This window comes from Pseudomonas rhodesiae (assembly GCF_007858255.1).
GTDB classification, from domain to species: domain Bacteria; phylum Pseudomonadota; class Gammaproteobacteria; order Pseudomonadales; family Pseudomonadaceae; genus Aquipseudomonas; species Aquipseudomonas rhodesiae.
Map to the genome: position 1 here is coordinate 373,715 of NZ_VFEU01000001.1, position 26,071 is coordinate 399,785.

At 61.2% G+C, this 26,071-nt stretch carries 25 protein-coding genes; 13 read left to right on the forward strand and 12 right to left on the reverse strand.

Features of this window, described 5'->3' with window-relative positions; translation table 11 throughout:
• Positions 1-210 precede the first annotated feature (210 nt).
• From FIV35_RS01570 to FIV35_RS01600, 7 genes are all read left to right on the forward strand, one after another.
• On the forward strand, positions 211-1,347 hold the full coding sequence (locus FIV35_RS01570; RefSeq protein ID WP_034136672.1) for a branched-chain amino acid ABC transporter substrate-binding protein: 1,137 nt from the start codon (positions 211-213) through the stop codon (positions 1,345-1,347).
• Positions 1,348-1,530: 183 nt separating this feature from the next.
• Positions 1,531-2,445, forward strand: coding sequence for an ABC transporter permease subunit (locus FIV35_RS01575; RefSeq protein WP_034095631.1), 915 nt, complete (start codon positions 1,531-1,533; stop codon positions 2,443-2,445).
• A gap of 3 nt (positions 2,446-2,448) precedes the next feature.
• A complete protein-coding gene (gene livM / locus FIV35_RS01580; RefSeq protein ID WP_034136673.1) occupies positions 2,449-3,726 on the forward strand; it encodes a high-affinity branched-chain amino acid ABC transporter permease LivM in 1,278 nt (425 codons plus the stop codon).
• Entirely contained in the window at positions 3,723-4,598 is an 876-nt protein-coding gene (locus FIV35_RS01585; protein WP_034136674.1) for an ABC transporter ATP-binding protein, read from the forward strand. Before livM ends, FIV35_RS01585 begins: the two co-directional genes overlap by 4 nt.
• Positions 4,595-5,311, forward strand: a complete 717-nt coding sequence (locus FIV35_RS01590; RefSeq protein WP_034095634.1) for an ABC transporter ATP-binding protein — start codon at positions 4,595-4,597, stop codon at positions 5,309-5,311. Before FIV35_RS01585 ends, FIV35_RS01590 begins: the two co-directional genes overlap by 4 nt.
• 707 nt (positions 5,312-6,018) lie before the next feature.
• Entirely contained in the window at positions 6,019-6,783 is a 765-nt protein-coding gene (locus FIV35_RS01595; protein ID WP_034136675.1) for an SDR family oxidoreductase, read from the forward strand.
• Between the two features lie 179 nt (positions 6,784-6,962).
• Positions 6,963-7,868 (forward strand): cation diffusion facilitator family transporter, encoded by a 906-nt coding sequence (locus FIV35_RS01600; RefSeq protein ID WP_034136676.1) that lies wholly within the window; start codon positions 6,963-6,965, stop codon positions 7,866-7,868.
• On the opposite strand, the gene FIV35_RS01605 is transcribed toward FIV35_RS01600, so the two are convergent.
• From FIV35_RS01605 to ureE, 5 genes are all read right to left on the reverse strand, one after another.
• Positions 7,840-8,958: an AGE family epimerase/isomerase gene (locus tag FIV35_RS01605; RefSeq protein WP_034136677.1), complete on the reverse strand. Its 1,119-nt coding sequence runs from the start codon at positions 8,956-8,958 to the stop codon at positions 7,840-7,842. The genes FIV35_RS01600 and FIV35_RS01605 overlap by 29 nt on opposite strands.
• Before the next feature lie 569 nt (positions 8,959-9,527).
• Positions 9,528-10,100, reverse strand: coding sequence for a HupE/UreJ family protein (locus tag FIV35_RS01610; protein ID WP_034136678.1), 573 nt, complete (start codon positions 10,098-10,100; stop codon positions 9,528-9,530).
• 22 nt (positions 10,101-10,122) lie between these two features.
• Positions 10,123-10,737, reverse strand: coding sequence for an urease accessory protein UreG (ureG, locus tag FIV35_RS01615; protein WP_034095639.1), 615 nt, complete (start codon positions 10,735-10,737; stop codon positions 10,123-10,125).
• Between the two features lie 39 nt (positions 10,738-10,776).
• Complete coding sequence (locus tag FIV35_RS01620) at positions 10,777-11,451, reverse strand: urease accessory protein UreF (protein ID WP_034095640.1); 675 nt, start codon at positions 11,449-11,451, stop codon at positions 10,777-10,779.
• A complete protein-coding gene (gene ureE / locus FIV35_RS01625) occupies positions 11,448-11,948 on the reverse strand; it encodes an urease accessory protein UreE (protein WP_034111550.1) in 501 nt (166 codons plus the stop codon). Before ureE ends, FIV35_RS01620 begins: the two co-directional genes overlap by 4 nt.
• A gap of 277 nt (positions 11,949-12,225) precedes the next feature.
• On the opposite strand from ureE, the gene FIV35_RS01630 reads away from it, so the two are divergent.
• Complete coding sequence (locus FIV35_RS01630; RefSeq protein WP_034136761.1) at positions 12,226-12,732, forward strand: C40 family peptidase; 507 nt, start codon at positions 12,226-12,228, stop codon at positions 12,730-12,732.
• 5 nt (positions 12,733-12,737) lie between these two features.
• On the opposite strand, the gene FIV35_RS01635 is transcribed toward FIV35_RS01630, so the two are convergent.
• Positions 12,738-13,370, reverse strand: a complete 633-nt coding sequence (locus tag FIV35_RS01635; protein ID WP_034095642.1) for a TetR family transcriptional regulator — start codon at positions 13,368-13,370, stop codon at positions 12,738-12,740.
• 152 nt (positions 13,371-13,522) lie between these two features.
• Positions 13,523-13,927 (reverse strand): hypothetical protein, encoded by a 405-nt coding sequence (locus tag FIV35_RS01640; RefSeq protein WP_034136679.1) that lies wholly within the window; start codon positions 13,925-13,927, stop codon positions 13,523-13,525.
• A 370-nt stretch (positions 13,928-14,297) separates the two neighbouring features.
• Here FIV35_RS01640 and FIV35_RS01645 point away from each other — a divergent pair, with 370 nt between their 5' ends.
• Positions 14,298-16,367, forward strand: a complete 2,070-nt coding sequence (locus FIV35_RS01645) for an AsmA family protein (RefSeq protein WP_034136680.1) — start codon at positions 14,298-14,300, stop codon at positions 16,365-16,367.
• A gap of 97 nt (positions 16,368-16,464) precedes the next feature.
• Here FIV35_RS01645 and FIV35_RS01650 read toward each other — a convergent pair whose 3' ends face one another.
• Positions 16,465-16,995: a ferritin-like domain-containing protein gene (locus FIV35_RS01650; protein WP_034095645.1), complete on the reverse strand. Its 531-nt coding sequence runs from the start codon at positions 16,993-16,995 to the stop codon at positions 16,465-16,467.
• 175 nt (positions 16,996-17,170) lie between these two features.
• Between FIV35_RS01650 and FIV35_RS01655 the strand changes: the two genes are divergently transcribed.
• On the forward strand, positions 17,171-18,061 hold the full coding sequence (locus FIV35_RS01655) for an esterase/lipase family protein (protein ID WP_034136681.1): 891 nt from the start codon (positions 17,171-17,173) through the stop codon (positions 18,059-18,061).
• On the opposite strand, the gene FIV35_RS01660 is transcribed toward FIV35_RS01655, so the two are convergent.
• Complete coding sequence (locus tag FIV35_RS01660; RefSeq protein WP_034111555.1) at positions 18,058-18,936, reverse strand: DMT family transporter; 879 nt, start codon at positions 18,934-18,936, stop codon at positions 18,058-18,060. The two genes, FIV35_RS01655 and FIV35_RS01660, sit on opposite strands and share 4 nt — an antisense overlap.
• Before the next feature lie 120 nt (positions 18,937-19,056).
• Between FIV35_RS01660 and FIV35_RS01665 the strand changes: the two genes are divergently transcribed.
• Entirely contained in the window at positions 19,057-19,359 is a 303-nt protein-coding gene (locus tag FIV35_RS01665) for a PsiF family protein (protein WP_034136682.1), read from the forward strand.
• Between the two features lie 182 nt (positions 19,360-19,541).
• Positions 19,542-20,555, forward strand: coding sequence for an AI-2E family transporter (locus FIV35_RS01670; RefSeq protein WP_034095649.1), 1,014 nt, complete (start codon positions 19,542-19,544; stop codon positions 20,553-20,555).
• A 125-nt stretch (positions 20,556-20,680) separates the two neighbouring features.
• On the opposite strand, the gene FIV35_RS01675 is transcribed toward FIV35_RS01670, so the two are convergent.
• A complete protein-coding gene (locus FIV35_RS01675) occupies positions 20,681-21,949 on the reverse strand; it encodes an Hsp70 family protein (RefSeq protein ID WP_034095650.1) in 1,269 nt (422 codons plus the stop codon).
• Positions 21,950-22,188: 239 nt separating this feature from the next.
• Between FIV35_RS01675 and FIV35_RS01680 the strand changes: the two genes are divergently transcribed.
• Entirely contained in the window at positions 22,189-23,127 is a 939-nt protein-coding gene (locus FIV35_RS01680; protein WP_034136683.1) for a DnaJ C-terminal domain-containing protein, read from the forward strand.
• A gap of 21 nt (positions 23,128-23,148) precedes the next feature.
• Here FIV35_RS01680 and FIV35_RS01685 read toward each other — a convergent pair whose 3' ends face one another.
• Positions 23,149-24,276, reverse strand: a complete 1,128-nt coding sequence (locus FIV35_RS01685) for a sensor histidine kinase (RefSeq protein ID WP_034136684.1) — start codon at positions 24,274-24,276, stop codon at positions 23,149-23,151.
• 94 nt (positions 24,277-24,370) lie between these two features.
• On the reverse strand, positions 24,371-26,071 hold the full coding sequence (gene ureC / locus FIV35_RS01690; protein WP_034136685.1) for an urease subunit alpha: 1,701 nt from the start codon (positions 26,069-26,071) through the stop codon (positions 24,371-24,373).

The following is a 26,071-nucleotide window of genomic DNA, read 5'->3' on the forward strand; positions in this document are numbered from 1 at the left end:
AGGTTGTACCTTTTTGGGCTTGCGGTTGCGCCTGTGCGCGCCAGGGGGTTGCACGTCCTGGCGAGCGGAGCCGAAACACCTGTAATAACAATGACACCGTGTCTTTTTGAAGAATAAAAACGTAATGGCACGAGGCTTGCTCTGAGCTTTCGGTGAAAGGTTTGAATGCAAGTTGTCGTGCCAATAATCAAAAATATCGGAGCACCACTCATGTCCCAGACGTTTTACAAGAAAGGCTTTCTTGCTCTCGCCGTTGCAGCGGCGCTGGGTGTTTCTACGTTTGTTCAAGCTGATGTGAAGATCGGCGTAGCGGGGCCGATGACCGGCGCCAACGCGTCGTTCGGTGAGCAGTATATGAAGGGTGCCCAGGCGGCGGCCGACGCCCTGAACGAGACTGGCGGTATCAACGGCGAGAAAATCGTGCTGGTAGCCGGTGACGACGCATGCGAACCCAAGCAAGCCGTGGCCGTGGCCAACCGCCTGGTGGACCAGGACAAAGTGATTGGCGTGGTCGGGCACTTCTGCTCGTCGAACACCATCCCCGCGTCTGAGGTGTACGACGAGGCCGGCGTGATCGCAATCACCCCAGGCTCCACCAACCCGCAAGTGACCGAGCGCGGCCTGGGCGCCATGTTCCGTATGTGCGGGCGTGACGACCAGCAAGGCATCGTGGCCGGCGACTACATCGTCGATGTGCTCAAGGGCAAGAAGGTCGCGGTGATCAACGACAAGGACACCTACGGTAAAGGTCTGGCCGACGCCACCTCGGCGCAGTTGACCAAGCGTGGCGTCAAGCCAGTGCTGGAAGAAGGCCTGACCCGCGGCGAGAAAGACTTCAGCGCCCTGGTCACCAAGATCCGTGCCACCGGTGCTGACGTCGTGTACTTCGGCGGCCTGCACCCGGAAGCCGGCCCGCTGGTGCGTCAGCTGCGCGAGCAGGGTCTCAAGGACGTCAAGTTCATGTCCGATGACGGTATCGTCACCGACGAGCTGGTGACCACTGCCGGTGGCGCGAAATACGTGGACGGCGTGTATATGACCTTCGGTGCCGACCCGCGTCTGCTGCCGGACAGCAAGGCCGTGGTGGAAGAGTTCCGCAAAAAGGGCTACGAGCCGGAAGGCTACACCCTGTATGCCTACGCCTCGCTCCAGGCCCTGGCCGCCGGCTTCAATGGCGCCAAATCCAACAAAGGCGAAGACGCGGCCAAGTGGCTCAAGGCCAACCCAGTCAAAACCGTGATGGGCGAGAAGAACTGGGATGCCAAAGGCGACCTGAAAGTCTCCGACTACGTGGTTTACCAGTGGGATAAAGACGGCAAATACCATCAGTTGGAAAAGCAGAAGTAATCCATGCGAGAGGGGGCTTGCCCCCGATAGCGGTGTGTCAGTCAACAGTTGTCTAGCTGACCCACCACGTCGGGGGCAAGCCCCCTCCCACATTGGGACTGCGTTGTGATTGAGATCTGACTTTTCCTCCAGAAGCGCCGCGCACCTCCGGGTGTGCAGGTGCTCACCGCGTGAGATTGCGTTATGGATGGTATTTTCCTGCAGCAACTGGTCAACGGCCTGACCCTCGGGTCGGTCTATGGCCTGATCGCCATCGGCTACACAATGGTCTATGGCATCATTGGCATGATCAACTTCGCCCACGGCGAGGTTTATATGATTTCCGCTTACCTCGCGGCGATCAGTCTGGCACTGCTGGCTTACTTCGGCATCGAATCCTTCCCGCTGCTCATTCTCGGCACCTTGATCTTTACCGTGGTCGTCACTGGCGTTTACGGGTGGGTCATCGAACGTGTCGCCTATAAACCGCTGCGCAACTCCACCCGACTGGCGCCGCTGATCAGTGCCATCGGCATCTCATTGATCCTGCAGAACTACGCACAGATCGCCCAGGGCGCCAAGCAACAAGGCGTGCCGACGCTGCTCGCCGGCGCATGGCGTGTCGATATCGGCACCGGCTTCGTGCAGCTCACCTACACCAAGGTGTTCATCCTGCTGGCGGCCTTCGCCGGCATGGCATTGCTCACCTACGTCATCAAGTACACCAAACTCGGCCGCATGTGCCGCGCCACTCAGCAAGACCGCAAGATGGCCTCGATCCTGGGGATCAACACCGACCGCGTGATCTCCTACGTGTTTGTGATCGGTGCCGCCATGGCGGCCCTGGCCGGCGTATTGATCACCCTCAACTACGGCACGTTCGACTTCTATGCCGGCTTCATCATCGGCATCAAGGCGTTTACCGCAGCGGTACTCGGCGGCATCGGCTCCCTACCTGGGGCGATGCTCGGCGGGATCATCCTCGGGATCTCCGAATCGCTGTTCTCGGGGTTGATCAACTCTGACTACAAAGACGTGTTCAGTTTCTCCCTGCTGGTGGTGATTCTGATTTTCCGTCCTCAGGGCCTGCTGGGTCGTCCGCTCGTGGCTAAGGTGTAAAACATGTCTGCTGCCAAACCCATCGATATCAAGAAAAGTGTCGTCGATACGGTCCTTGCCGGGCTGATTTCGCTGATCGTGTTCGGTCCGATCGTCGGCGTGGTCCTCGACGGCTACAGCTTCAACCTGGAACCCGCCCGTGTGGGCTTGCTGGTCGCCATTGTGATGGTCGGCCGCTTTGCCATGAGCCTGTTCCTGCAAACCCCCAAGGGCGTGAAGATCCTGCAGGGCTTCGAAAGCAGTGGCTCCGGCGTGCATGTGCTGGCACCGGACTACAAATCGCGGCTGCGCTGGATCATTCCGGCGTTGATCGTGATCGCCATCGTGTTCCCGATCTTCGCCAACAAGTACCTGCTGACCGTGGTGATCCTCGGGCTGATCTACGTGTTACTGGGCCTGGGCCTGAACATCGTGGTTGGCCTGGCCGGGCTGCTCGACCTGGGTTATGTGGCGTTCTACGCCATCGGGGCCTACGGTCTGGCGCTGGGTTACCAATACCTGGGCCTGGGCTTCTGGTCGGTGCTGCCATTGGCGGCCGTCGCGGCGGCGCTGGCGGGGTGCATCCTCGGCTTCCCGGTGTTGCGCATGCACGGCGACTACCTGGCCATCGTGACCCTGGGCTTCGGTGAAATCATCCGGCTGGTGCTCAATAACTGGCTGTCGTTCACCGGCGGCCCGAACGGCATGCCCGTGCCGTCGCCGACCTTTCTGGGTCTGGAGTTCGGGCGCAGAGCGAAGGAGGGCGGGATACCGTTCCACGAGTTCTTCGGCATCGATTACAACCCCAACATCAAGTTCATGTTCATCTATATCGTGCTGTTTTTGGTGGTGCTGGCTGTGCTGTACATCAAGCACCGCCTCACGCGCATGCCGGTGGGCCGCGCCTGGGAAGCCCTGCGCGAAGATGAGATTGCTTGCCGCTCCATGGGCCTGAACCACGTGCTGGTCAAGCTCTCGGCGTTCACCATTGGCGCCTCGACGGCCGGTTTGGCCGGGGTGTTCTTTGCCAGCTATCAGGGGTTCGTCAACCCGTCGTCGTTCACCTTCTTCGAGTCGGCGCTGATCCTGGCCATTGTGGTGTTGGGCGGTATGGGCTCGACGGTGGGCGTAGTGATCGCGGCGTTCGTGTTGACCGTGGCGCCGGAACTGCTGCGCAGTTTCTCCGAGTACCGTGTATTGCTGTTCGGGGTGTTGATGGTGGTGATGATGATCTGGCGACCGCGCGGTTTGATCCGCATCAGCCGTACCGGCGTGACACCACGTAAAGGAGTGGCGCCATGAGCAAGGAAGTTGTGCTTTGCGTGGAACACCTGATGATGCACTTCGGTGGCATCAAGGCCTTGAGCGATGTGAGCCTCAAGGTCGAACGCAACTCGATCTTCGCCCTGATCGGCCCCAACGGCGCCGGCAAGACCACGGTGTTCAACTGCCTCACCGGTTTCTACAAAGCCAGTGGCGGCAAGATCGAGCTCAACGTGCGGGGCAAGCAGACCAATGTGATCCAACTGCTGGGCGAGCGCTTCCAGGCTACCGATTTTGTATCGCCGAAAAGCTTCCTCAGCCGCGTCTACTACAAGATGTTCGGCGGCACCCACTTGGTGAACCGGGCGGGGCTGGCGCGTACGTTCCAGAACATTCGCCTGTTCAAGGAAATGTCCGTAGTGGAAAACCTGCTGGTGGCCCAGCACATGTGGGTCAACCGCAATATGTTGGCGGGCATCCTTAACACCAAGGCGTATCGCAAAGCCGAGAGTGATGCCCTCGACCACGCGTTTTACTGGCTGGAAGTGGTGGACTTGGTGGACTGCGCCAACCGTCTGGCCGGCGAGCTTTCCTACGGCCAGCAGCGGCGCCTGGAAATCGCCCGGGCCATGTGCACCCGGCCGCAGATCATCTGCCTGGACGAGCCGGCGGCGGGCCTCAACCCCCAGGAAACCGAAGCCCTCAGCGCGATGATTCGCCTGTTGCGCGACGAACACGACCTGACGGTGGTGCTGATCGAACACGACATGGGCATGGTGATGAATATTTCCGACCACATCGTGGTGCTGGACCACGGCAACGTGATCGCCGAAGGCGGGCCGGATGCGATCCGCAACGACCCGAAAGTGATCGCCGCTTACCTGGGCGCTGACGAAGAGGAGCTGGTATGAGTGCACCTATCCTCGAAATGAAGGAACTGGACGTGTTCTACGGCCCGATCCAGGCCCTGAAAAAAGTCTCGCTGCACATCAATGAAGGCGAAACCGTCAGCCTGATCGGCTCCAACGGTGCGGGTAAGTCCACACTGTTGATGTCGATCTTCGGCCAGCCTCGGGCCGAGTCCGGGCAGATCCTCTACAACGGCGTCGACATTACCCACAAGTCGTCCCACTACATCGCCTCCAACGGCATCGCGCAGTCGCCGGAAGGGCGGCGGGTGTTCCCCGACATGACCGTCGAGGAAAACCTGCTGATGGGCACCATCCCGATCGGCGACAAGTTCGCCAGCGAAGACATGCAGCGCATGTTCGAGCTGTTCCCGCGCCTCAAGGAGCGGCGTAACCAGCGCGCCATGACCATGTCCGGCGGCGAGCAGCAAATGCTCGCCATCGCCCGTGCGTTGATGAGCCGGCCCAAGTTGTTGCTGCTGGATGAACCGAGCCTGGGGCTGGCGCCGATTGTGGTGAAGCAGATCTTTTCCACCCTGCGCGAATTGGCGGCTACCGGGATGACGATCTTCCTGGTGGAACAGAACGCCAACCACGCGTTGCGTCTGTCGGACCGCGCCTATGTGATGGTCAACGGTGAGATTCGCCTGACCGGCACCGGCAAGGAGCTGTTAGTGAACGAGGAAGTGCGCAACGCCTATCTCGGCGGGCACTGAGTACGTGGGGGAGGGGGCAAGCCCCTCCCCCGCATTTCTTTTGAGTGATCCACAAGGCTGATCCAAATTGTGGAAAACAAATCCAGCCTCCCTCCAAAGCGCGACATATAGCCGCCGCAAATCGCTGTTTTGTCACAGTTTTGACTTGTCCCCATCCACTGTGGAACCGGCTGTGGGTAACGTGGGAGTAGCTGGCTGAAAGCCTCTGTTTCCGGGGCTTGTAGCCTGGTGGTTGTTTTTTGAGTAGTGGTTTTTTTGGGAGCGTTCGAGGGGTTTGTCAACCTGTTTAAAGACACAGGTATATGACCGAATTATGTCCGTTAAGCCTGTGGATAAGTCTGTGATTAAACTCTGGAAAGACCTCCGCAGAGGCCGAAATAACTGGCCTGGAGCCATCGCGCGGATTTTTCAGCGTGTGTCGGGGCTACATAGGCCTCGCTGAAGGTCAAGCAAAATACTTTCCGAAACAGCCCGCAGCCCTTGTATACAGCGGGTTTGGTCGGTTTGCACTTGCCCCCAAAGCCTGTGGGCGCAGCTGTGGATAACCTGCGTGCATATGGCTACAGGCTGCGCAGTACAAGGGTTTGAGCCAAGTGATCATAAAATAACCAGTCGTGCCGCAGTGCGTGCGCTTAGCGGTTGCCGCAACGGCGGTGGACGGGCATTCTGCTGGCTGATTTTTACCCGTCGCTCGCAAGGAGAACACCATGTCCGACACGCTGTTTATTACTGGCGCCACTTCAGGTTTCGGCGAAGCCTGTGCTCGTCGCTTCGCCCAGGCTGGCTGGAAACTGGTGCTCACTGGCCGGCGTGCCGAGCGTTTGAATGCGCTGGTGGAAGAACTTTCCAAGCAGACCGAAGTGCATGGCCTGGTGGTGGACGTGCGTGATCGCAAGGGCATGGAAGACGCGATCGCTAACCTGCCGCCGTCGTTCGCCACCCTGCGCGGCTTGATCAACAACGCCGGCCTGGCGGTGGGCACCGACCCGGCGCCCAAGTGCAACCTGGACGACTGGGAAACCATGGTCGACACCAATATCAAAGGCCTGCTGACCACCACCCATCTGCTGCTGCCACGTTTGATCGCCCATGGTCGTGGCGCGGGCATCATCAACCTGGGCTCCATCGCCGGCAGCTACCCATACCCGGGCAGCCATGTGTACGGCGGCTCCAAGGCGTTCGTCAAACAGTTCTCCCTGAACCTGCGCTGCGACCTGCAAGGCACCGGCGTGCGCGTGACCAACATCGAGCCGGGCCTGTGCGAAAGCGAGTTCTCCCTGGTACGTTTTGGCGGTGACCAGGCGCGATACGACGCCACCTACGCCGGCGCCGAGCCGATTCAGCCCCAGGACATCGCCGACACCATTTTCTGGGTGCTTAACACCCCGGCGCACGTGAACATCAACCGCTTGGAACTGATGCCGGTGAGCCAGAGCTGGGCGGGGTTTGCGATTGAGCGAGGGGGCAAGTAAGGCTTTAGACCGGGTCGCTGCCATCGGGGGCAAGCCCCCTCCCACACTCGACCGTGTACAACTGTGGGAGGGGGCTTGCCCCCGATGGCGTCAAACCGGCCAAAACACGACATAAGGTACACTCCCTGCCTGAAAGCCCCTCCGCATCGTGCGGATTCAGGGTTTTGACGGGAGGAAATGTGAGTAACCGAGGTGAGCAGGCACTGCTCAAACAATCGACGATTCTGATGTTCGCAGTCGCGATCGCCGGGATTGTCACGGGTGTGATATCCGGCGCCCAATCCATTCTGTTCGACGGCTTTTTCTCGCTGATCGCCACCGCCATCAAGGTGCTGATGCTGATCACGGCCAAGCTGATCGCCAAGAAAAGCAACGAGCGTTTCCAATTTGGCTACTGGCACCTGGAACCCATGGTGCTGCTGATCGAAGGCAGTTTCCTGCTGCTGATCGCTATCTATGCGTTTCTCAACGGTGTGTTCGGCATTATCAATGGCGGGCGTGAGATCGAGTTGGGGCTGGTGATCATCTATGCGGCGGTGTTTACCGTTGTTGAATTCGCTTACTTCTTCTATGTGCGCTACCGCAATCGCAAGCTCAAATCATCGCTGATCCAGTTCGACAACATCAGTTGGCTGGTGGACGCGATGCTGTCGGTGGGGCTGCTGATCAGCTTTCTGGCCGCGCTGTTGCTCAAGTCCCAGGGCTATGGCGAATGGGCGGTGTATGTCGACCCCATGATCCTGATCCTGCTGGCCCTGAGCATGCTGGCGCCGGCGTTCAAGATCCTGCGCCCGGCGTTGCGCGACGTGCTGGGGATTGCCCCGGATCATCTGGACGACAAGGTCCGCGAGGTAATGGACGCCGCGACGGCGAGACATGGTTTCGAAGAGTACGTGTCGTACGTGCAGAAGCATGGACGCGCTCGGTTTATCGAAATCCATGTGGTGTTGCCAGCGGATTACCCGGTGGATAACGTTGCGACCCTCGACGGACTGCGCGAAGAGATATCCACAGGGCTCGGCACGCCGGATGCGGCGCGCTGGTTGACGATCAGCTTTACCGCAGATCGTAAGTGGATTGCGTAAGGCCCTGGTAGCAGGTCGCCAAGTGATACGGCGTGGTCGACGGCATGTCCCGTCGGCTCACGGCGCCGTTGGCATCCAGGCATTCGTGCCAGCCTTTGTCGTGCAGGAAGTGCTGCTGCAGCGCCAGCAATTGGCGTTGCAACACGGCCTGGCTGTTGGGGCGCAGAGTCAGCGCGCGCAGGTATTCGGCCTGGGCCCAAATGCGTTGGGTGCCGTCGCGCACGCTGCCATCGAGGGCAAGCATGCCGCTGACCGCGCCGGTCACGTTATCTACACCCTTGAGTTCGGCATAGGCAAACGCCCGCGTCAGTGAGGCGTGCAACGGCGTACCGCGCAGCACATCCGACGATTCCAGCAAAAAGAACCATTCGAACTGGTGCCCGGGCTCAAACCAGTTATCCACAGCATTCAGCGGTTTTTCCATCATCACGTCGTGCTGGCGGTCGATGAAGCGCTTTTGCATAGCGGTTGCCAGGCTGAGCAGAGCGGCTTGCACGGCGGCGTCCTCACGCACCGCGAGGGTGGCCAGAAAGCCTTCGGCCAAATGCATCAACGGGTTCTGCAGCGGGCCGGAATCGAGCGACGACCAGTTGCGCTCCAGTACGGCTTCGTACAGGCCGTCATCTATGGCGAAGCGTTGCGCGACGACTTCCAGGGCCGCGTTGAGTACCGATTCCACCAACGGTTCGCGCACCTTGGCCCAGTAATGGGCACAGGCGAAGATGATGAATGCGTGGGTGTAGAGGTCTTTGCGCATGTCCAGCGGCTGGCCGGCGGGGTCGATGCTGTAGAACCAGCCGCCGTGTTCGGCGTCGTGGAAGTGCCGCTGCAAGGAGCGAAACAACGCCGCTGCCCGCACTTGGGCAAACTCGGCATCGGGTTGGCCGATCAGGCTGGCGAACAGATACAACTGCCGGGCGCAGGCCATGGCGCGGTAGCGTTGCGGCGGTAAAGGATGGTGATCGGCGTCCAGCGCCTCGTAAGGCAACGCCAGCTCGGCATTCCAGCCTGGGCCCTGCCATAGCGGCACGATCAGGTCATGGAAGTGGGTGAGCACGGTGTTCAAAGAGGGTTGGGAAGCGCTGGGCATTGGCTGGCGTCGTCACGGCAGAGGTGTAGGCGCGCATGGTAGCAGGCTTGGGTTCTGTGGTGTCTGTGGCACAGCTATCGGGGGCAAGCCCCCTCCCACCTTTTGATAGCAATGCAGCCAAATGTGGGAAGGGGCATGCCCCCGATGAGGCCTTTAGCCGCACTACCAATCAGCCCGCCAGCAACCAGGTCTCTCATACCTTTTGATAGCAATGCAGCCAAATGTGGGAGGGGGCTTGCCCCCGATGAGGCCTTCAGCCGCACTGCCAATCAGCCCGCCAGCAACCAGGCCTCTCATACCTTTTGATAGCAATGCAGCCAAATGTGGGAGGGGGCTTGCCCCCGATGAGGCCTTTAGCCGCGCTGTAAATCAGCCCGCCAGCCACCAGACCCCTTCCACCGTTTGATAGCGCTGCAGCCAAATGTGGGAGGGGGCTTGCCCCCGATGAGGCCTTTAGCCGCGCTGCCAATCAGCCCGCCAGCAACCAGGCCTCTCATACCTTTTGATAGCAATGCAGCCAAATGTGGGAGGGGGCTTGCCCCCGATGAGGCCTTCAGCCGCGCTGCCAGTCAGCCCGCCAGCAACCAGACCCCAGTCGCCGCCGAAGCCGCCCCGGCCACTCGCACCAATGGCGCCGCTGCCGCCGGCAGGAAGCGCACCAGTGCATAACCGGCTGCGTGCAGTGCTGCCGTCGCGCCGACAAAACCGGCGGCGTATGCCCAAGGGCTGGACATCTCCGGCAGTTCCAGGCCATGGGCCACACCGTGAAACAGCGCAAACAACGCCGTGGCGCCCATCGCCATCAACAGCGGCGGCCGCACCGCCAGCGCCACGGCCAGGCCCAGGGCCAGCACCGAGGCGGCAATCCCGTTTTCCAGCGCCGGCAGCGCCAGGCCTTCGAAACCCAGCAAGCCGCCGATCAGCATCGTGCCCACAAACGTGCACGGCAGCGCCCAGCGCGCGGCGCCTTTTTGCTGGGCGGCCCACAAGCCCACCGCCAGCATGGCCAGCAAATGATCGAGGCCGCCCAAGGGGTGGCTGATACCGGCCACCAGGCCGTTATCGCCGTGGCCGGGATGGGCGAAGGCCAGCGCCGGAGCGAGAAGCAGGGCAGCGGTGGCAAAGAGTTTGTTGAGGCTCATAACTAGCTTCCTTGAAGAGAGATCAGGCGGCGGTCAGCAGACCCTGGCGTTCGATAAAGGCCACGATGTCGTCCAGGCCGACCCCGGTTTTTTGGTTGCTGAACACAAAGGGTTTACCGTTGCGCATGCGCTGGGTGTCGCTGTTCATCAGTTCCAGCGAGGCGCCGACCAAGGGGGCGAGGTCGATCTTGTTGATCACCAGCAGGTCGGATTTGCAGATGCCCGGGCCGCCTTTGCGCGGCAGCTTGTCGCCGGCGGACACATCGATCACGTAGATGGTCAGGTCCGACAGTTCCGGGCTGAAGGTCGCCGACAAGTTATCCCCACCGGATTCCACCAGGATCAGGTCCAAGCCGGGGAAGCGGCGGTTGAGTTGATCCACCGCTTCGAGGTTGATGGAGGCGTCTTCACGAATCGCCGTGTGCGGGCAGCCGCCGGTTTCCACGCCGATGATGCGCTCGGGCGCCAAAGCCTGGTTGCGCACCAGAAAATCGGCGTCTTCGCGGGTGTAGATGTCGTTGGTGACCACCGCCAGGTTGTAGCGATCGCGCAGGGCGAGGCACAGGGCCAGGGTCAGGGCGGTCTTGCCGGAGCCTACCGGGCCGCCAATGCCGACGCGCAAGGGTTGTGTGTGCATGTGCTTCTCCGAAGTAAAGGGCGCCAAAATTAAAAGAACCTATGAACGAAACAGGCGGCTGTACTGGCGCTCGTGGGCCATGCACGCCAGGGACAGGCCAAACGCGGCGCTGCCGCAATGGTCGGGGTCGATGCGACTGGCGTCCTGCTGGGCTTGTTGCAACAGCGGCAGCAGTTCGCTGGTCAGGCGCTGGGCAGCTTGCTGGCCCAGGGGCAGGGTTTTCATCAGCACGGCCAATTGGTTTTCCAGCCAGCTCCACAGCCACGCGGCGAGGGCGTCTTCGGCGCTGATGCTCCAGGCGCGCGCGGCCAACGCCCAGCCAAGGGCCAGGTGTGGTTCGCTGAGGTGGTCGAGAAAGTGACGTGCGGCGGCGTCCAGTTCGGGCAATCCGTTGAGCAGTTGTTGCAGGGAATAGCCCATCTGCCGACTTTCTTGATACAGCTCGCGAGTCTCACGGCTGGCGCGGTGTTCTTCGCACAATTGCGTCAGCCGCGTCCAATCCTGAGCGGCGGCCGCCCGGCAGTGGGCGAGCAGCAAAGGCGCTTCGAAGCGCGCCAGGTTGAGCAGCAACTGGTCGCCGATCCAACGCCTGGCGCTGGCCGCATCGCAGACGCGGCCGTTCTCCACGGCCATCTCCAGGCCCTGGGAATAGCTGTAGCCGCCAATCGGCAATTGCGGACTGGCCAGACGCAGCAACGCCCAAGCTGGGTTCATAGACGCACGCCGAACTGATGCAGCTTGGGCGGGTAGTTGAAGTCTTCATCGCCATGGCGCGAGTGGTGATGGCCGCCGCCGTAGGCACCGTGCTCCGGTTGAAAGGGCGCCTCGATGGTTTCGGTGTGGGCGCCCAGTTGTTCGAGCATGGCCTTGAGCACGTAGTCATCGAGCAGGCGCAACCAACCATCCCCGACCTGCAGCGCCACATGGCGGTTGCCCAGGTGATAGGCGGCGCGGGTCAGCTCATAAGCGCTGCTGCAGGTGACGTGCAGCAGCTGTTCAGGGCGTGCAGTGACGCGTACGACACGTCCGTCTTCCGCCTGTAGGCATTCGCCATCGTGCAGCGGCGGCTGGCCACGCTCCAGAAACAGGCCGACGTCTTCACCATCGGCACTGAAACAGCGCAGGCGGCTTTTGCTGCGCGCTTCGAAATTCAGCTGCAATTCAGCGGCCCAGAGGGCTTGGGGGGCAATTCGGCGATGGATCACCAGCATCAGAAAGCTTCCAGCTAGGGGCAATGAACCAGCTAGAGCAAGGGCCTTGCCAACCCCGCAAAAGCGTAGGAATTACCTGTAGGTGGGGAGGCGGCTGCCACCGAATGGGGCAGTGCTGTGCGCAGGGAGCGCCTCAATATGGTGCGTCTGCCGGTGGCTTGCCCCGGACATGGGCGCTTTGGGATTTTTCCTACGACATCTCGGGATTCGGCGCTCAGCGCGCTACACGGCCGGTGATTAGGCTCTGCGCCGTGTTTAATCCGCTGCGATGTTCATCATGTTTAAGTCATTTTTATGTTCGTTTTTTATCGGCTTGTCGTTTGTTGTGTCGTCGGCTTCAGCCAACTATCAACCGCGTCCGACCCTCGGCGCGTCACTGCAAAGCCTGCCGTCTGCCTCGATTACCAATGTGATCGACCGGGCCCATGAATTGTTGGGCACACCTTATAAGTGGGGCGGCATGTCGGTGGAGCAAGGCTTCGATTGCAGCAGCTTGCTGGTCTACCTGTTCAAGACCCAAGCCAATATCCAGATCCCACGCACCACGGCGGCGATGCACCGTTCAACGGCCGCCACCATCCAGCGCAACGCCCTCAAACCCGGCGATGCGGTGTTTTTCAAGGGCAATGGTCGCGGGCAAGTCAGTCACGTAGGGCTTTACATTGGCGAGGGCAAATTCATTCACTCGCCCCGTACCGGCAAGAACGTACGCATCGACTCGTTGAGCAACAGTTATTGGAACAAGCACTACACCACCGCCAAGCGTTTCCACGCGGCGGGTTGATTGGTCTACTCGGTGCTGCCCAGCCCTTGCCAGTGCTTGAGGCCGATAAAGATAAAGCGCAGCTGTTGAGTGATCTTCGCCTGGGGCGTGAGGTGGGCCGGCAGAGCCTGGGCCGGAGGGTCGATGATATCGGGCAGGGTGGCGAACACGCTCTTGACGATCAGGTCGGCCATCACATGCAAGCCTTCGGCATTCAGGTGTTGCAGCTTTGGCATCAGCGTCAGGTCGGCCGCCAGGTCGCGGGTAATGTCTTCGCGCAGTGCGGCGATGGCCTGACGCACGGCGAGGCAGCCGCCATATTGCTCGCGGGCCAGAAACAGGAATTGCGAGCGATTGGCCGACACCACATCGAGAAAGATGCGTACGGAGGCATCAATGATGCCGCCCATGACGAATTCGTTATGGCGCACCAGGCGAATGGTGGCGCGGAAGGTCTGGCCGACTTCGCTGACCAGCACCAGGCCCAGTTGATCCATATCGGCAAAGTGTCGATAGAAACCGGTGGGGACAATGCCGGCCGTCTTGGCCACTTCGCGCAGGCTCAAGCTGCCAAACCCACGGCCGCACTCCATCAGATGACGAGCAGCGTCCATCAGGGCAAGGCGGGTCTGTTGCTTTTGTTCGGCACGGGGCAGCATGGGCGGGCGGGCTTTGTGGACAAGTACAGCGACGCACTCTAGCAAAACCGCTTGATCGGCGTCGAACTTGGCGGGGTCAGTGGCGAGACAGGTTCTGCAGAAAGTCAAAAGCCCGATCGGCGGATCGGGCTTTTTTCTGGGCCACCACAGGCTCAGCTCTGTGCTTGATGCATTTCTTCCAGGCGGTCGGCACCACCTTCGGCAACGGCATTGCGTTCCAGCAGACGATCAGCACCACCTTCGGCAACACCTTCAGTGTAGGTGCGTTTGTTGGCACGGTCGGAACCACCTTCGGCCACTGCGTTGCGCTCCATCAAACGATCCGCGCCGCCTTCGACCAAACCTTTTTCTTGCAGACGATTAAAGCCATTTTCAGCAACGGCGCCTTTGGCGTAGTCGCGGTTCTCTTCTTCTTGCGAACCGCTGCGTGCCAGGGTTTGGCTGGTCTGCACGGCTTGGGCTTTATTTTGTGGGATCGCTTGTTCGGCAGCTGGCAGGGCGAAAGCGCTCGAAGCCAGGACAGATAACAGGGCGGTAGCGAGTATTTGGCGTTTCATGATCAGTTGCTCCTTGGGAGGGCGATAAAGTGGGTACGTGGCTAATGCTACTCTCGATAAGTCGATATAAAAGTTCATAAACACAATGGTAATAATCAACAGAATTGATTGTTCCCGCCGAAGGCTCTAGATCGCGCCTCTCAAGCACGCGGTTTTGCACCGTGGTGGGTATTTTCGACACGTTGGCGGGTAACATTGGTGCGCCATCGATGGTAGAAACTGTCGGTCCGGTCAGGAAAACCAGTGTTTTGCGCGACTTCTCGCCCTTAAAACGCGATCAGGTTAAACCCGTGGGCGGTTTGCCAGTCGTAGTCTTGTAAGCTGTTCTAAAGGCTGTCACCCAGCCGGTCGTATTCAGGAGTTCTGTGCAATGACGCGCACTCGTAAAGTCGTGGTTTGGAGCTGCGCCAGCTTCGTCGTGTTAATCGCTGCGGTAGTGCTGTTTCTAGTGTTTTTTGATTGGAACCGCATCAAACCGCCCCTCAATGCCAAAGCGTCCGAAGAGCTGCATCGCCCGTTTGCCATCAATGGCAACCTTGCCGTGAAGTGGCAGCGCGAGCCCGACGAAGGCGGCTGGCGCGCCTGGGTGCCGTGGCCCCATGTGATTGCCGAAGACCTGACCCTGGGCAACCCCGACTGGTCGAAAAAGCCGCAGATGGTCACCCTCAAAAAAGTGGAGCTGCGCATTTCGCCCCTGGCATTGTTGGCGCAACGGGTGGTTATCCCACGTATCGACCTCACTGAGCCGAGTGCCGAGTTGCAGCGCCTGGCCGATGGCCGCGCCAACTGGACCTTCACGTTCGACCCTAAAGACCCCGACGCCGAGCCCTCCAATTGGGTGGTGGACATTGGTGCCATCGGGTTCGACAAAGGCCATGTGACCCTCGACGATCAAACCCTCAAAACCCAGCTCGACGTGATCATCGACCTGTTGGGCAAACCCATTCCCTTCGGCGAAATCGTCGGCGATGCCGATGCCAAAAAAGCCTTGGAAAAAGGCTCGGCTCCTCAGGACTACGTGTTCGCCCTCAAGGTCAAAGGCCAGTACCACGGCCAGAAGCTCGACGGTGCCGGCAAAATCGGCGGGCTCTTGGCTCTGCAGGACGCAAACAAACCGTTTCCGCTGCAAGCTCAGGTCAAGATCGCCGACACCAGCATCGCCCTGGCCGGCACGCTGACCGACCCTCTTAACCTTGGCGCCCTTGACCTGCGCCTCAAGCTCGCCGGCACCAGCTTGAGCAACCTGTACCCGCTGACCGGCGTGACCTTGCCCGATTCACCGGCGTACGCTACCGACGGTCACCTGATCGCCAAGCTGCACGACGCCAGTGGTGCGTCGTTTCGCTACGATAACTTCAACGGCAAGATCGGCAACAGTGATATCCACGGCGACCTGGCCTATGTCGCCAGCCAGCCAAGGCCCAAACTCAGCGGTACGCTGGTGTCCAACCAGTTGCTGATGACCGACCTCGCGCCCCTGATCGGCGCCGATTCCAATGCCAAGCAAAAGGCCCGTGGCGGTGACAGCAAGCAGCCGGCGACCAAGGTGCTGCCGGTGGAAGAGTTCCGCACCGAGCGCTGGCGCGACATGGACGCCGATGTGGAATTCACCGGTAAGCGCATCGTGCACAGCGCCGACTTGCCTTTCACCGACCTCTACACGCACCTGGTGCTCAACGATGGCGAACTGAGCCTGGAACCCCTGCGTTTCGGCGTGGCCGGCGGCAAGCTCGATGCGCAGATTCGCTTGAATGGCCGCACCACGCCAATGGAAGGTCGCGCCCGGCTCACCGCGCGCAACTTCAAGCTCAAGCAACTGTTCCCCAGCTTCGAACCGATGAAAACCAGCTTCGGCGAACTCAACGGCGATGCGGATATTTCCGGGCGCGGCAACTCCGTCGCGGCGCTGCTGGGCACCTCTAACGGTGATCTGAAGATGCTGATCAACGACGGCGCCATCAGCCGTGGCCTGATGGAAATCGCCGGCCTCAACGTGGGCAATTACGTAGTGGGGCGCCTGTTCGGCGACAAGGAAGTAAAGATCAACTGCGCGGCGGCGGACTTCGGCGTCAAGAGCGGCTTGGCCACCACGCGGCTGTTCGTGTTCGACACCGAGAACGCGATCATCTATGTCGACGGCACGGCCAACATGGCCACGGAGCAGTTGGACCTGACCATCACCCCTGAGTCCAAAGGCTTTCGCCTGTTCTCCCTGCGCTCGCCGCTGTACGTCAACGGCCCATTTATCAAGCCCAACGCGGGCGTCAAAGCCATTCCCCTGGCCCTGCGCGGTGCAGGCATGGTGGCACTCGGTGTGATCGCCGGCCCGGCCGCCGGTCTGCTCGCCCTGGTGGCCCCGAGCGGTGACGCGCCGAACCAGTGTGCGCCGTTGTTGCAGCAGATGAAGGAAGGCAAGGCGCCGAAGACGGTGAAGGGGTGACGTGACGCACGTTGAATAAGTGGGAGCAGGCAGGCCCTCTGCCACACAAACAAAAGGGGAGCTGACTGATCAGCTCCCCTTTTGTTTGTGTGGCGTTTTACAGGCTTTCGAGAATATCCGCCATGTCGTCCGCGTGCTCTTCTTCCTGGGCCAGGATGTCTTCGAAGATGCGGCGGGTGGTCGGGTCTTTGTCGCCGATGTATTGGATGATCTCGCGGTAGCTGTCTACGGCGATGCGCTCGGCCACCAGGTCTTCGTAGACCATTTCTTTGAGGGTGTTGCCCGCCACGTATTGCGCGTGGGAGTTCTTCGACAGCAGGTCGGGGTTGAACTCCGGTTCACCGCCCAATTGCACAATGCGCTCGGCGAGTTTGTCGGCGTGTTCGGCTTCCTGGGTGGCGTGTTCGAGGAATTCCTGCGCGGCGACGGCGGCTTTGATGCCGCTGGCCATGAAGTAGTGGCGCTTGTAACGCAGCACGCACACCAGTTCAGTGGCGAGGGACGCGTTGAGCAGGCGAATGATTTCTTCGCGGTCAGCGTCATAGCCCTCGGTCACGGCACCGTTTTCGACGTTCTGGCGGGCGCGGCTGCGCAGGGTGGCAACGTCGGTCAAGTTTGCTTCAGTCATCTCAATCTCCTGGGGCTAATCCGGGTTACGCCACGCTCTGTCGGCGTGATCGCTACAAGTTGTGAGTGCCGGGCGAGGCAAAAAGTTTTATCGGATTTGGCGCTGGCGTCATCAGCCGGACTTGCAGTTGGGCTAGGCTGCACGGCATCCAAGTATTTTCGAGGACGTTCGCTTCATGCCGCAGTCGTTAGCCACACGTTATCCGTTGGTACTGGTGCCCGGCATGCTGGGGTTCGTGCGTATCGGGCTGTTCCCCTATTGGTACGGCATCGTCCCGGCCCTGCGCGCGGGTGGGGCGCAAGTCTTCCCGGTGCAGGTGGCGCCGTTGGATTCCAACGAGGTGCGCGGCGAGCAATTGCTGGTGCAGATCGAGCGCATCCGCCGCGAGACCGGCGCAGAGAAGGTCAACCTGATCGGCCATAGCCAGGGCTCGCTCACCGCACGCTATGCGGCGGCCAAACGGCCGGAGTGGGTGGCGTCGGTGACGTCGGTGGCTGGGCCCAATCACGGCTCGGAACTGGCCGACTACTTCCACACCCATTACCCCATCGACAGCGTCAAGGGGCGGCTGGTGAGCGCGTTGTTGCACCTGGTGGCCTGGCTAATGGGCCTGCTGGAAACCGGCTATCGGGGCCCGCGCTTCAAGGCGGACTTGCAGGCGTCGCATCAGTCCCTGACCAGTGCCGGCGTGGCGCTGTTCAATCGCCAATACCCCCAGGGGCTGCCCGACAGCTGGGGCGGTCAGGGCGCGGCGCAGGTCAACGGCGTGCGTTATTACTCATGGTCCGGCACCTTGCAGCCAGGCAAGACCGACCGCGGGCGCAACCTGTTCGATGGCACCCACCGCAGTTGCCGCCTGTTCGCCCGCAGTTTCGTACAGGAGAAAGGCCAGTGCGATGGCATGGTCGGGCGATACAGTTCGCACCTGGGCGTGGTGATTGGCGACGACTATGCGCTGGACCACTTCGACATCGTCAATCAGTCCCTGGGCCTGGTGGGCAAGGGCGCCGAGCCGATCCGCCTGTTTGTCGAGCACGCACGACGCTTGAAGGACGCCGGGGTTTAGGCGGATCGACGCACCGGTGTGGTCCAGCGTTCCGACAGAACCACGCCGCCCAGGGTCAGCAACCCACCCACCAAGTGATACAACGCCAGTTCTTCCTTGAGCACCGCCGCCGCAATGAGTGCGGTGATCAACGGCAGCAGGTTGAAAAACAGCGTGGTGCGGCTCGGCCCGAGGGTTTTGACCGAATGCATCCACGCCAGCGGTGCGAGCATCGACGCCAGCACGCAGGCGTACAGCACCAACGGAATATTCGCCCAGCCCAGGCCGGCCTTTGCGGAGAACAGGTACAGCGGCAACAGCACCACCACCGCCACCAGTATCTGCAAATACAACAACACCAACGGCGGCAGGCGCAGCTGCCATTTTTTCAGCAGCGTGCTGTAGACCGCGTAGGCCAGGGTGGCCACCAGCATCATCGCGTCGCCCAGGTTGACCCCATGTTGCAGCAGGGCGCCGAGGCTGCCGGCCGACACCACTACCGCCACCCCGGCAAACGACAGCACCGCACCGGTGAGCGCGCCGAAGGTCAGGCGCTGGCCGAGGCTGATAATGGCGGCGGTCAACGCCATCAACGGCATCAGCGACAGAATGATGCCCATATTGGTGGCGCTGGTCAGCGACGCGGCGTAATACGCCAGGCTCTGGTACACCGCCATGCCTAGTACGCCGAGGATGCAGACCTTGCCCAGGTTGGGGCGGATGGTCGGCCAATGAGCGATCACCGGTTTGAGCATGAACGGGGTAAACAGCAGGGCCGCCAGCAGCCAGCGGTAGAAACCGATTTCGGCAGGGAAGATCGAACCCACGGCCAATTTGTTGACCACGGTGTTGCCGGCCCAGATAAAGATGGCCAGCAAGGGATAAGCGTATTGCATGACAGCGCCGCATGGATGAATGAGCGGGGATTATCCTCTCTCAGCGCCGGAAGGTGTAACAAGGTTTGACTACACTCTCCACAGGCCGTGCCCTCCGCATGGTAACCGGGAGAAAACTCCATGAAGATGCTGCGTATTCCGTTGTTGATGATGGGCCTGCTGATGTGTGCCGAGGGCTTTGCCGCCACCGCCCAGCAGACCAAGATGACCACCTGCAACGCCGAAGCCACCACCAAGACGCTCAAGGGCGATGAGCGCAAGGCGTTTATGAAAACCTGCCTGTCGGCCCCGGCCGCCAACGATGCCAAGACGCTGACGCCGCAGCAGCAGAAAATGAAGGATTGCAACGCGTCGGCGAAGACCAAGGCGCTGACCGGTGATGCGCGCAAGACCTTTATGAGTAGCTGCCTCAAGGGCAGTTGAGTAGGCGACTCCTCTTGGGCGACTCATCGACTTGCCCCCGATAACGGTGTATCAGTCAGCTCTTGCGTCCACTGATGCACCGCAATCGGCGGCAAGCCCCTTCCCACGCTTGATCGCACTCGCTTGATTCCCTTAAGGCTGGCAGACTGCCCATCCTTTAACGCCGTTCGTTTTGAGGCTGTATGCCAACGTTTTCTCAGCGTCATATGTTGTTGCTGGCCAGCTACATCATTATTTTTGGCGGATTGCTGCTGGTATTGCCGCTCAAGTTGCTACCCAGCCTGCTGGCCGGTCTGTTGGTCTACGAACTGGTCAACATGCTCACCCCTCAACTGCAACGGCTGATCGAAGGCCGGCGCGCGCGCTGGCTGGCGGTGGCCTTGCTGGGCACCGTGATCGTCAGCGTGCTGACGCTGATCTTTGCCGGCGCTATCAGCTTCCTGCTCCACGAAGCGGAAAACCCTGGCGCTTCCCTCGACAAGTTCATGGGCGTGGTCGATCGTGCGCGCGGCCAACTGCCGCCGTTCCTCGACGCCTACCTGCCCGCCAGCGCCGCCGAGTTCCGCGTGGCCATCGGCGACTGGCTGAGCAAGCACCTGAGCGAACTGCAACTGGTGGGCAAAGACGCGGCGCACATGTTCGTGACACTGCTGATCGGCATGGTGCTCGGCGCGATCATTGCCCTGCAACGCATTCCCGACCTGACCAAGCGCAAGCCCCTGGCCGCAGCGTTGTTCGACCGCCTGCACCTGCTGGTCCAGGCGTTTCGCAATATCGTCTTCGCGCAAATCAAAATCGCCGCCCTCAACACCGCCTTCACCGCCGTGTTCCTGGCCGTGGTGCTGCCGCTGTGCGGCATCCACCTGCCGCTGACCAAGACCCTGATTGTGCTGACCTTCCTGCTCGGCCTGTTGCCGGTGATTGGCAACCTGATGTCCAACACCCTGATCACCATCGTCGCGCTGTCGTTGTCGATCTGGGTCGCCGTGGCTGCGTTGGGCTATCTGATCGTGATCCACAAGGTCGAGTACTTCCTCAACGCCCGCATCGTGGGCGGGCAGATCAGTGCCAAGTCGTGGGAATTGTTGTTGGCGATGCTGGTGTTCGAAGCGGCATTCGGTTTGCCGGGGGTGGTGGCGGGGCCGATTTACTATGCGTACCTCAAGAGTGAGTTGAAGCTGGGGGGGATGGTTTAAGGCTTGTTTTGCCTGGGCTGACGCCATCGGGGGCAAGCCCCCTCCCACCTTTGAATGCGTTCACAAATCAAAATGTGGGAGGGGGGCTTGCCCCCGATAACACACCTCGGTATCCCAGGTGAAATTCAGCAGCCGTAGCGCTTACTCGCCTCAATCGCCAACCCGCTGCCGATACTGCCGAAAATATTCCCTTCCACATGCCGCGCATTCGGCAACATCGCCGCGATGCTGTGGCGCAGTGCCGGGATGCCGCTGGAGCCGCCGGTGAAGAACACGGTGTCTACCTGCGCCACGCTGACCGAGGCATCGTTGAGCAGTTGAGTCACGCTGCCACGTACACGTTCGAGCAGCCCGTCGATGGCTGACTCGAACAAGCTGCGGCTCAGGTCCACGCTCAAGCCACGCTCGATGCGGTCGAGCGGCACATGGCGATTGTCGTCGTGGGTCAGCTGGATCTTGGTTTCTTCCACTTCCATCGCCAGCCAGTGCCCGGCGCGCTGTTCGATCAGCTTGAACAGGCGGTCGATGCCGCCGGTGTCTTCGATGTCGTAGCGCATGCTGCCCAGGGCCAACTGGGATTTTTGCGAGTACACCGAGTTGATGGTGTGCCAGGTCGCCAGGTTCATGTGGTGGCTGGTGGGCATGTAGGCGCCGCTCTTCATGCGGCTGCCGTAGCCGAACAGCGGCATCATGCCGGCCAGCGAGAGTTGCTTATCGAAGTCGGTTCCGCCGATGTGCACGCCGCCGGTGGCGAGGATGTCATCGTGACGGTTGTCGTTGTGGCGACGCTCCGGTGACAGGCGCACCAGCGAGAAGTCGGACGTACCGCCGCCGATGTCGACGATCAGCACCAGCTCCTCCTTTTCGATGGTGGATTCGTAGTCGAACGCTGCGGCAATCGGTTCGTACTGGAACGAGATGTCCTTGAAACCGATCTTGCGGGCCACATCTACCAACGTGTTTTCCGCTTCCTGGTCGGCCAGCGGGTCGTCATCGACAAAGAACACCGGGCGCCCCAGCACCACTTCTTCGAACTCGCGGCCGGCGTTGGCTTCGGCGCGGCTCTTGAGCTGGCCGATAAACAGCGCCAGCAGGTCGGTGAACGGCATCGCCGTGCCCAATACGCTGGTGTCGTGCTTGATCAGCTTGGAACCCAGCAGGCTCTTGAGCGAGCGCATCAGCCGGCCTTCGTAGTTTTCCAGGTATTCGTGCAGGGCCAGGCGACCGTAGACCGGGCGACGCTCCTCGAAGTTGAAGAACACCACCGACGGCAGGGTGATTTTGTCGTCCTCCAGCGCAATAAGCGTCTCCTCGCCGGGGCGGATCCAGCCGACGGTGGAGTTGGACGTGCCGAAGTCGATGCCGCAGGCACGGGCTGGGGATGGGTTTTTCATGTCTATCGGGTTCCGGTCGAAAAACGGCCGCGCAGTGTATGCCAGTCCAGAGCCGATGCGTAGGCCGACTATCTGTTAAATCACGCTTGAAAGTCGCCGATTTGCCCCCACATCTGTTGCATACGGCTAGCGCCGATAACACTTTGACGCACCCCCAGGCCATAAGACTCAACAAGTGCAAAGCATCGCACCTTGTGCCCTGGGCTGTGCGATCCCGATGAGAGGATGGTGAACCGCCGATGGATTTCAAAGACTACTACAAGATTCTGGGTGTCGAGCCGACGGCCGATGACAAGGAAATCAAGACCGCCTATCGCAAGCTGGCTCGCAAATATCACCCCGATGTGAGCAAGGAAAAAGACGCCGAAGCCAAGTTCAAGGACGCGTCCGAAGCCTATGAAGCGCTCAAAAGCGCGGATAAGCGCGCCGAATACGACGAGCTGCGCAAGTATGGCCAGCATGGTCAGCCGTTCCAGGGGCCACCGGGCTGGCAGAGCCGTGGCGGCTTTGGTGGCGGCCAGGACGCGGGCGATTTTTCGGACTTCTTCAGTTCGATCTTCGGCTCCCGTGGCGACGCTTTTGGCGGCGGCCAGCGCCGCTCCGCAGCGCGCAAGGGCCAGGACGTGGAGATGCAACTTTCGGTATTCCTTGAGGAGACGCTGTCCACCGAGTCCAAGCAGATCAGCTTCCAGGTGCCGCAATACGACGCCTCGGGCCGGCATGTCAGCAACACCACCAAGAGCCTGAACGTGAAGATCCCCGCCGGCGTCACCGACGGCGAGCGTATCCGCCTCAAGGGGCAAGGTGCGCCCGGCGTGGCCGGTGGGCCCAATGGCGATCTGTACCTGATCATCAAGTTCGCGCCGCACCCCAAGTTCGAAGTGGACGGCGAAAACCTGATCACCCACTTGCCGCTGGCACCGTGGGAATTGGCGTTGGGCGCGGAAGTCGCGGTGCCGACCTTGACCGGCAGGATCAACCTCAAAGTGCCGGCCGGCAGCCAGAACGGCCAGCGCATGCGCGTTAAGGGGCACGGTTTGATGAACAAGGCCGGGCAGCGCGGGTTCCTCTACGTGCAGCTCAAGGCAGTGATGCCTAAGCAGGCCGACGACGAAACCATCGCGCTGTGGCAGGCGCTGGCCAAGAAGGCCAACTTCAACCCGCGCGAAAACGTCTAAACCCGCCCCGGCGCGGGACCGTCACAGCGAGCGCGGCAGCACCACGGTAAAGGTGGTGCCGTCCGCCTCGCTGGACGTCACTTCAATGCTGCCCCGATGGGCCAGCACCACTTCCTTGACGATAAACAAACCCAACCCCAGGCTGGTCGACGTGCTGCCCGGTTCCTCATTGGCGCTGCGCACCAGTGGGTCGAATACCGTGCCCAGGGCGGCTTCGGGGATCGGCGGGCCGTAGTTGTGCATGCGCAATTCCACGCTGTCCGCCGTGCCTTTGAGCGTCAGGGTCACCGCCTGGCTGTGGGTGCCGTGCTGCAAGGCGTTGCCGATCAGATTCTGCAGCAGTTGGTCGACGCGGCCACGGTCCCACTGACCGTGGGTGTCGCCATGGATGATCAGGGCCGGGTTGCATTCCGGGCGACCTGCGCACGCCTCGTCGATGGCCTCGCGCGCGGCGTCCGCCAGGCTCATGGGTTTGGGGTCGATGGGCAGGCTGCTGCCCAAACGGCTGCGTACGAACTCCAGCAGGTCGCTGACCATCGCCCCCATGTGGCGCGCGCCGTTGCGGATATTGCCCAGCAGGCTCAACCCCTGGTTATCCAACTGGGCCTTGCGCAACAGCATCTCGCTCGACATGTTCACTGCCTGCAACGGCGCGCGCAGGTCGTGGCCGAGGATCGCCAGGAAGATGTCCCGCGAGCGCGCCACTTGTTCGGCGTAGGCTGCGGTGGACTCGGCCAGGGCTTCGTCGATGGCTTCATTGAAGCGGATCATGTCTTGCAGGTCTGCCCGTTGCGGGGTTTGCACGCTGTCGACCCACAGCCGGATCACGCAGGCGCGCAAATGGCGGAACTCGGAGGTCATCTGCACCAGGTCAAAGCCCACGGTATGGCGCAGCTCGCCATGGCTGGCGGCGGCTTGATCCAGGCTGGGGGTTTTCTCCGGGCCTTCGCCCTTGGCCTTGGCGGCTTGTTCGCTGGCGCTTTGGCGGGTGTTCATGTCACGGGCGGCGGCCAGCAGGATCGAATGGGCGTGGTCGCGCAATTGTGTGCGGTTGAGGGTGTCGGCGGCGGGTGTCAGGGTCTGGGCGAACAGCTCCCATTCATCAACGATCTGCTCGGCGTGTAACACGATGAATTCGGATAAACGCATGGCCAGGTTTCCAGAACGATGAAAGCGCGTGGCGCATCGTAGCGCCATACGCGTGCTTCATTCACTGGCCCTGCAGGCCTGTGCCGATGAACGGTCAGAACAGGAAGTAACGCTGCGCCATCGGCAGCACATCGGCCGGTTCGCACCAGAGCAATTGCCCGTCCGCCTTGACCTGATAGGTCTGCGGGTCCACGTCGATCTCCGGCAGGTAATCGTTGTGGATCAGGTCGGTTTTCTGCATATCACGGCAGCCCTTGACCACGCCGATGCGTTTCTTCAAACCCAGCGCTTCGGGCAGCCCCTCGTCCAGCGCCGCCTGGCTGATAAACGTCAGGCTGGTGGCGTGCAATGAGCTGCCAAAGCTGGCGAACATCGGGCGGTAGTGCACCGGTTGCGGGGTCGGGATCGAAGCGTTGGCATCGCCCATCAGGCTGGAGGCAATCGCGCCGCCCTTGAGGATCAGCGTCGGCTTGATCCCGAAAAATGCCGGACGCCACAGCACCAGGTCGGCCCATTTGCCCACTTCGATGGAGCCCACCTCATGGCTGATGCCATGGGTGATCGCCGGGTTGATGGTGTACTTGGCGATGTAGCGTTTGGCGCGGAAATTGTCGTTGCCCGGACCGTCGCCGGGCAGGGCGCCGCGTTGCTTTTTCATTTTGTCGGCGGTTTGCCAGGTGCGCGTGATCACTTCGCCGACGCGGCCCATAGCCTGGCTGTCGGAACTTATCATCGAGAACGCGCCGAGGTCGTGCAGGATGTCTTCGGCGGCGATGGTTTCGCGGCGGATGCGGCTTTCGGCGAAGGCCACGTCTTCGGCAATGCTGGGGTCCAGGTGATGGCAGACCATCAACATGTCCAGGTGCTCGTCAATGGTGTTGCGGGTGAACGGCCGCGTCGGATTGGTGGAGCTGGGCAGTACGTTGGGGAAGCCGCACGCCTTGATGATGTCCGGCGCGTGGCCGCCGCCGGCGCCCTCGGTGTGGTAGGTATGGATGGTGCGACCCTTGAGCGCGGCGAGGGTGGTTTCGACAAAACCGGACTCGTTGAGGGTGTCGCTGTGGATCGCCACTTGCACGTCGTAGTCGTCCGCCACCGTTAGGCAGTTGTCGATGCTCGCCGGGGTGGTGCCCCAGTCTTCATGCAGCTTCAAACCGATGGCGCCAGCCTTGACCTGTTCGATCAATGGGCCCGGCAGGCTGGCGTTGCCCTTGCCGGTAAAGCCGATGTTCATTGGGAACGAATCGCTGGCCTGCAGCATGCGCGCCAGGTGCCACGGCCCCGAGGTGCAGGTGGTGGCATTGGTGCCGGTGGCCGGGCCGGTACCGCCGCCGATCATGGTGGTGACGCCGCTGGTCAGGGCTTCTTCGATCTGCTGCGGGCAAATGAAATGCACATGGGAGTCGATGCCGCCGGCGGTGAGGATCATGCCTTCGCCGGCGATCACTTCAGTGCTGGCGCCGATGGCCATGGTCACGCCGGGCTGGATATCCGGGTTACCGGCTTTGCCGATGGCGTGGATGCGCCCGTTCTTGAGGCCCACGTCGGCCTTGACGATGCCCCAGTGGTCGATGATCAATGCATTGGTGATCAAGGTGTCGACCACCTCGGCGGCGAGCAACTGGCTCTGGCCCTGGCCGTCGCGGATCACCTTGCCGCCACCGAATTTGACCTCTTCGCCGTACACGGTGAAGTCCTGTTCCACTTCGACGAACAGCTCGGTGTCGGCCAGGCGGACCTTGTCGCCGACGGTGGGGCCGTACATATCGGCGTAGGCTTGGCGGCTGATTTTCAT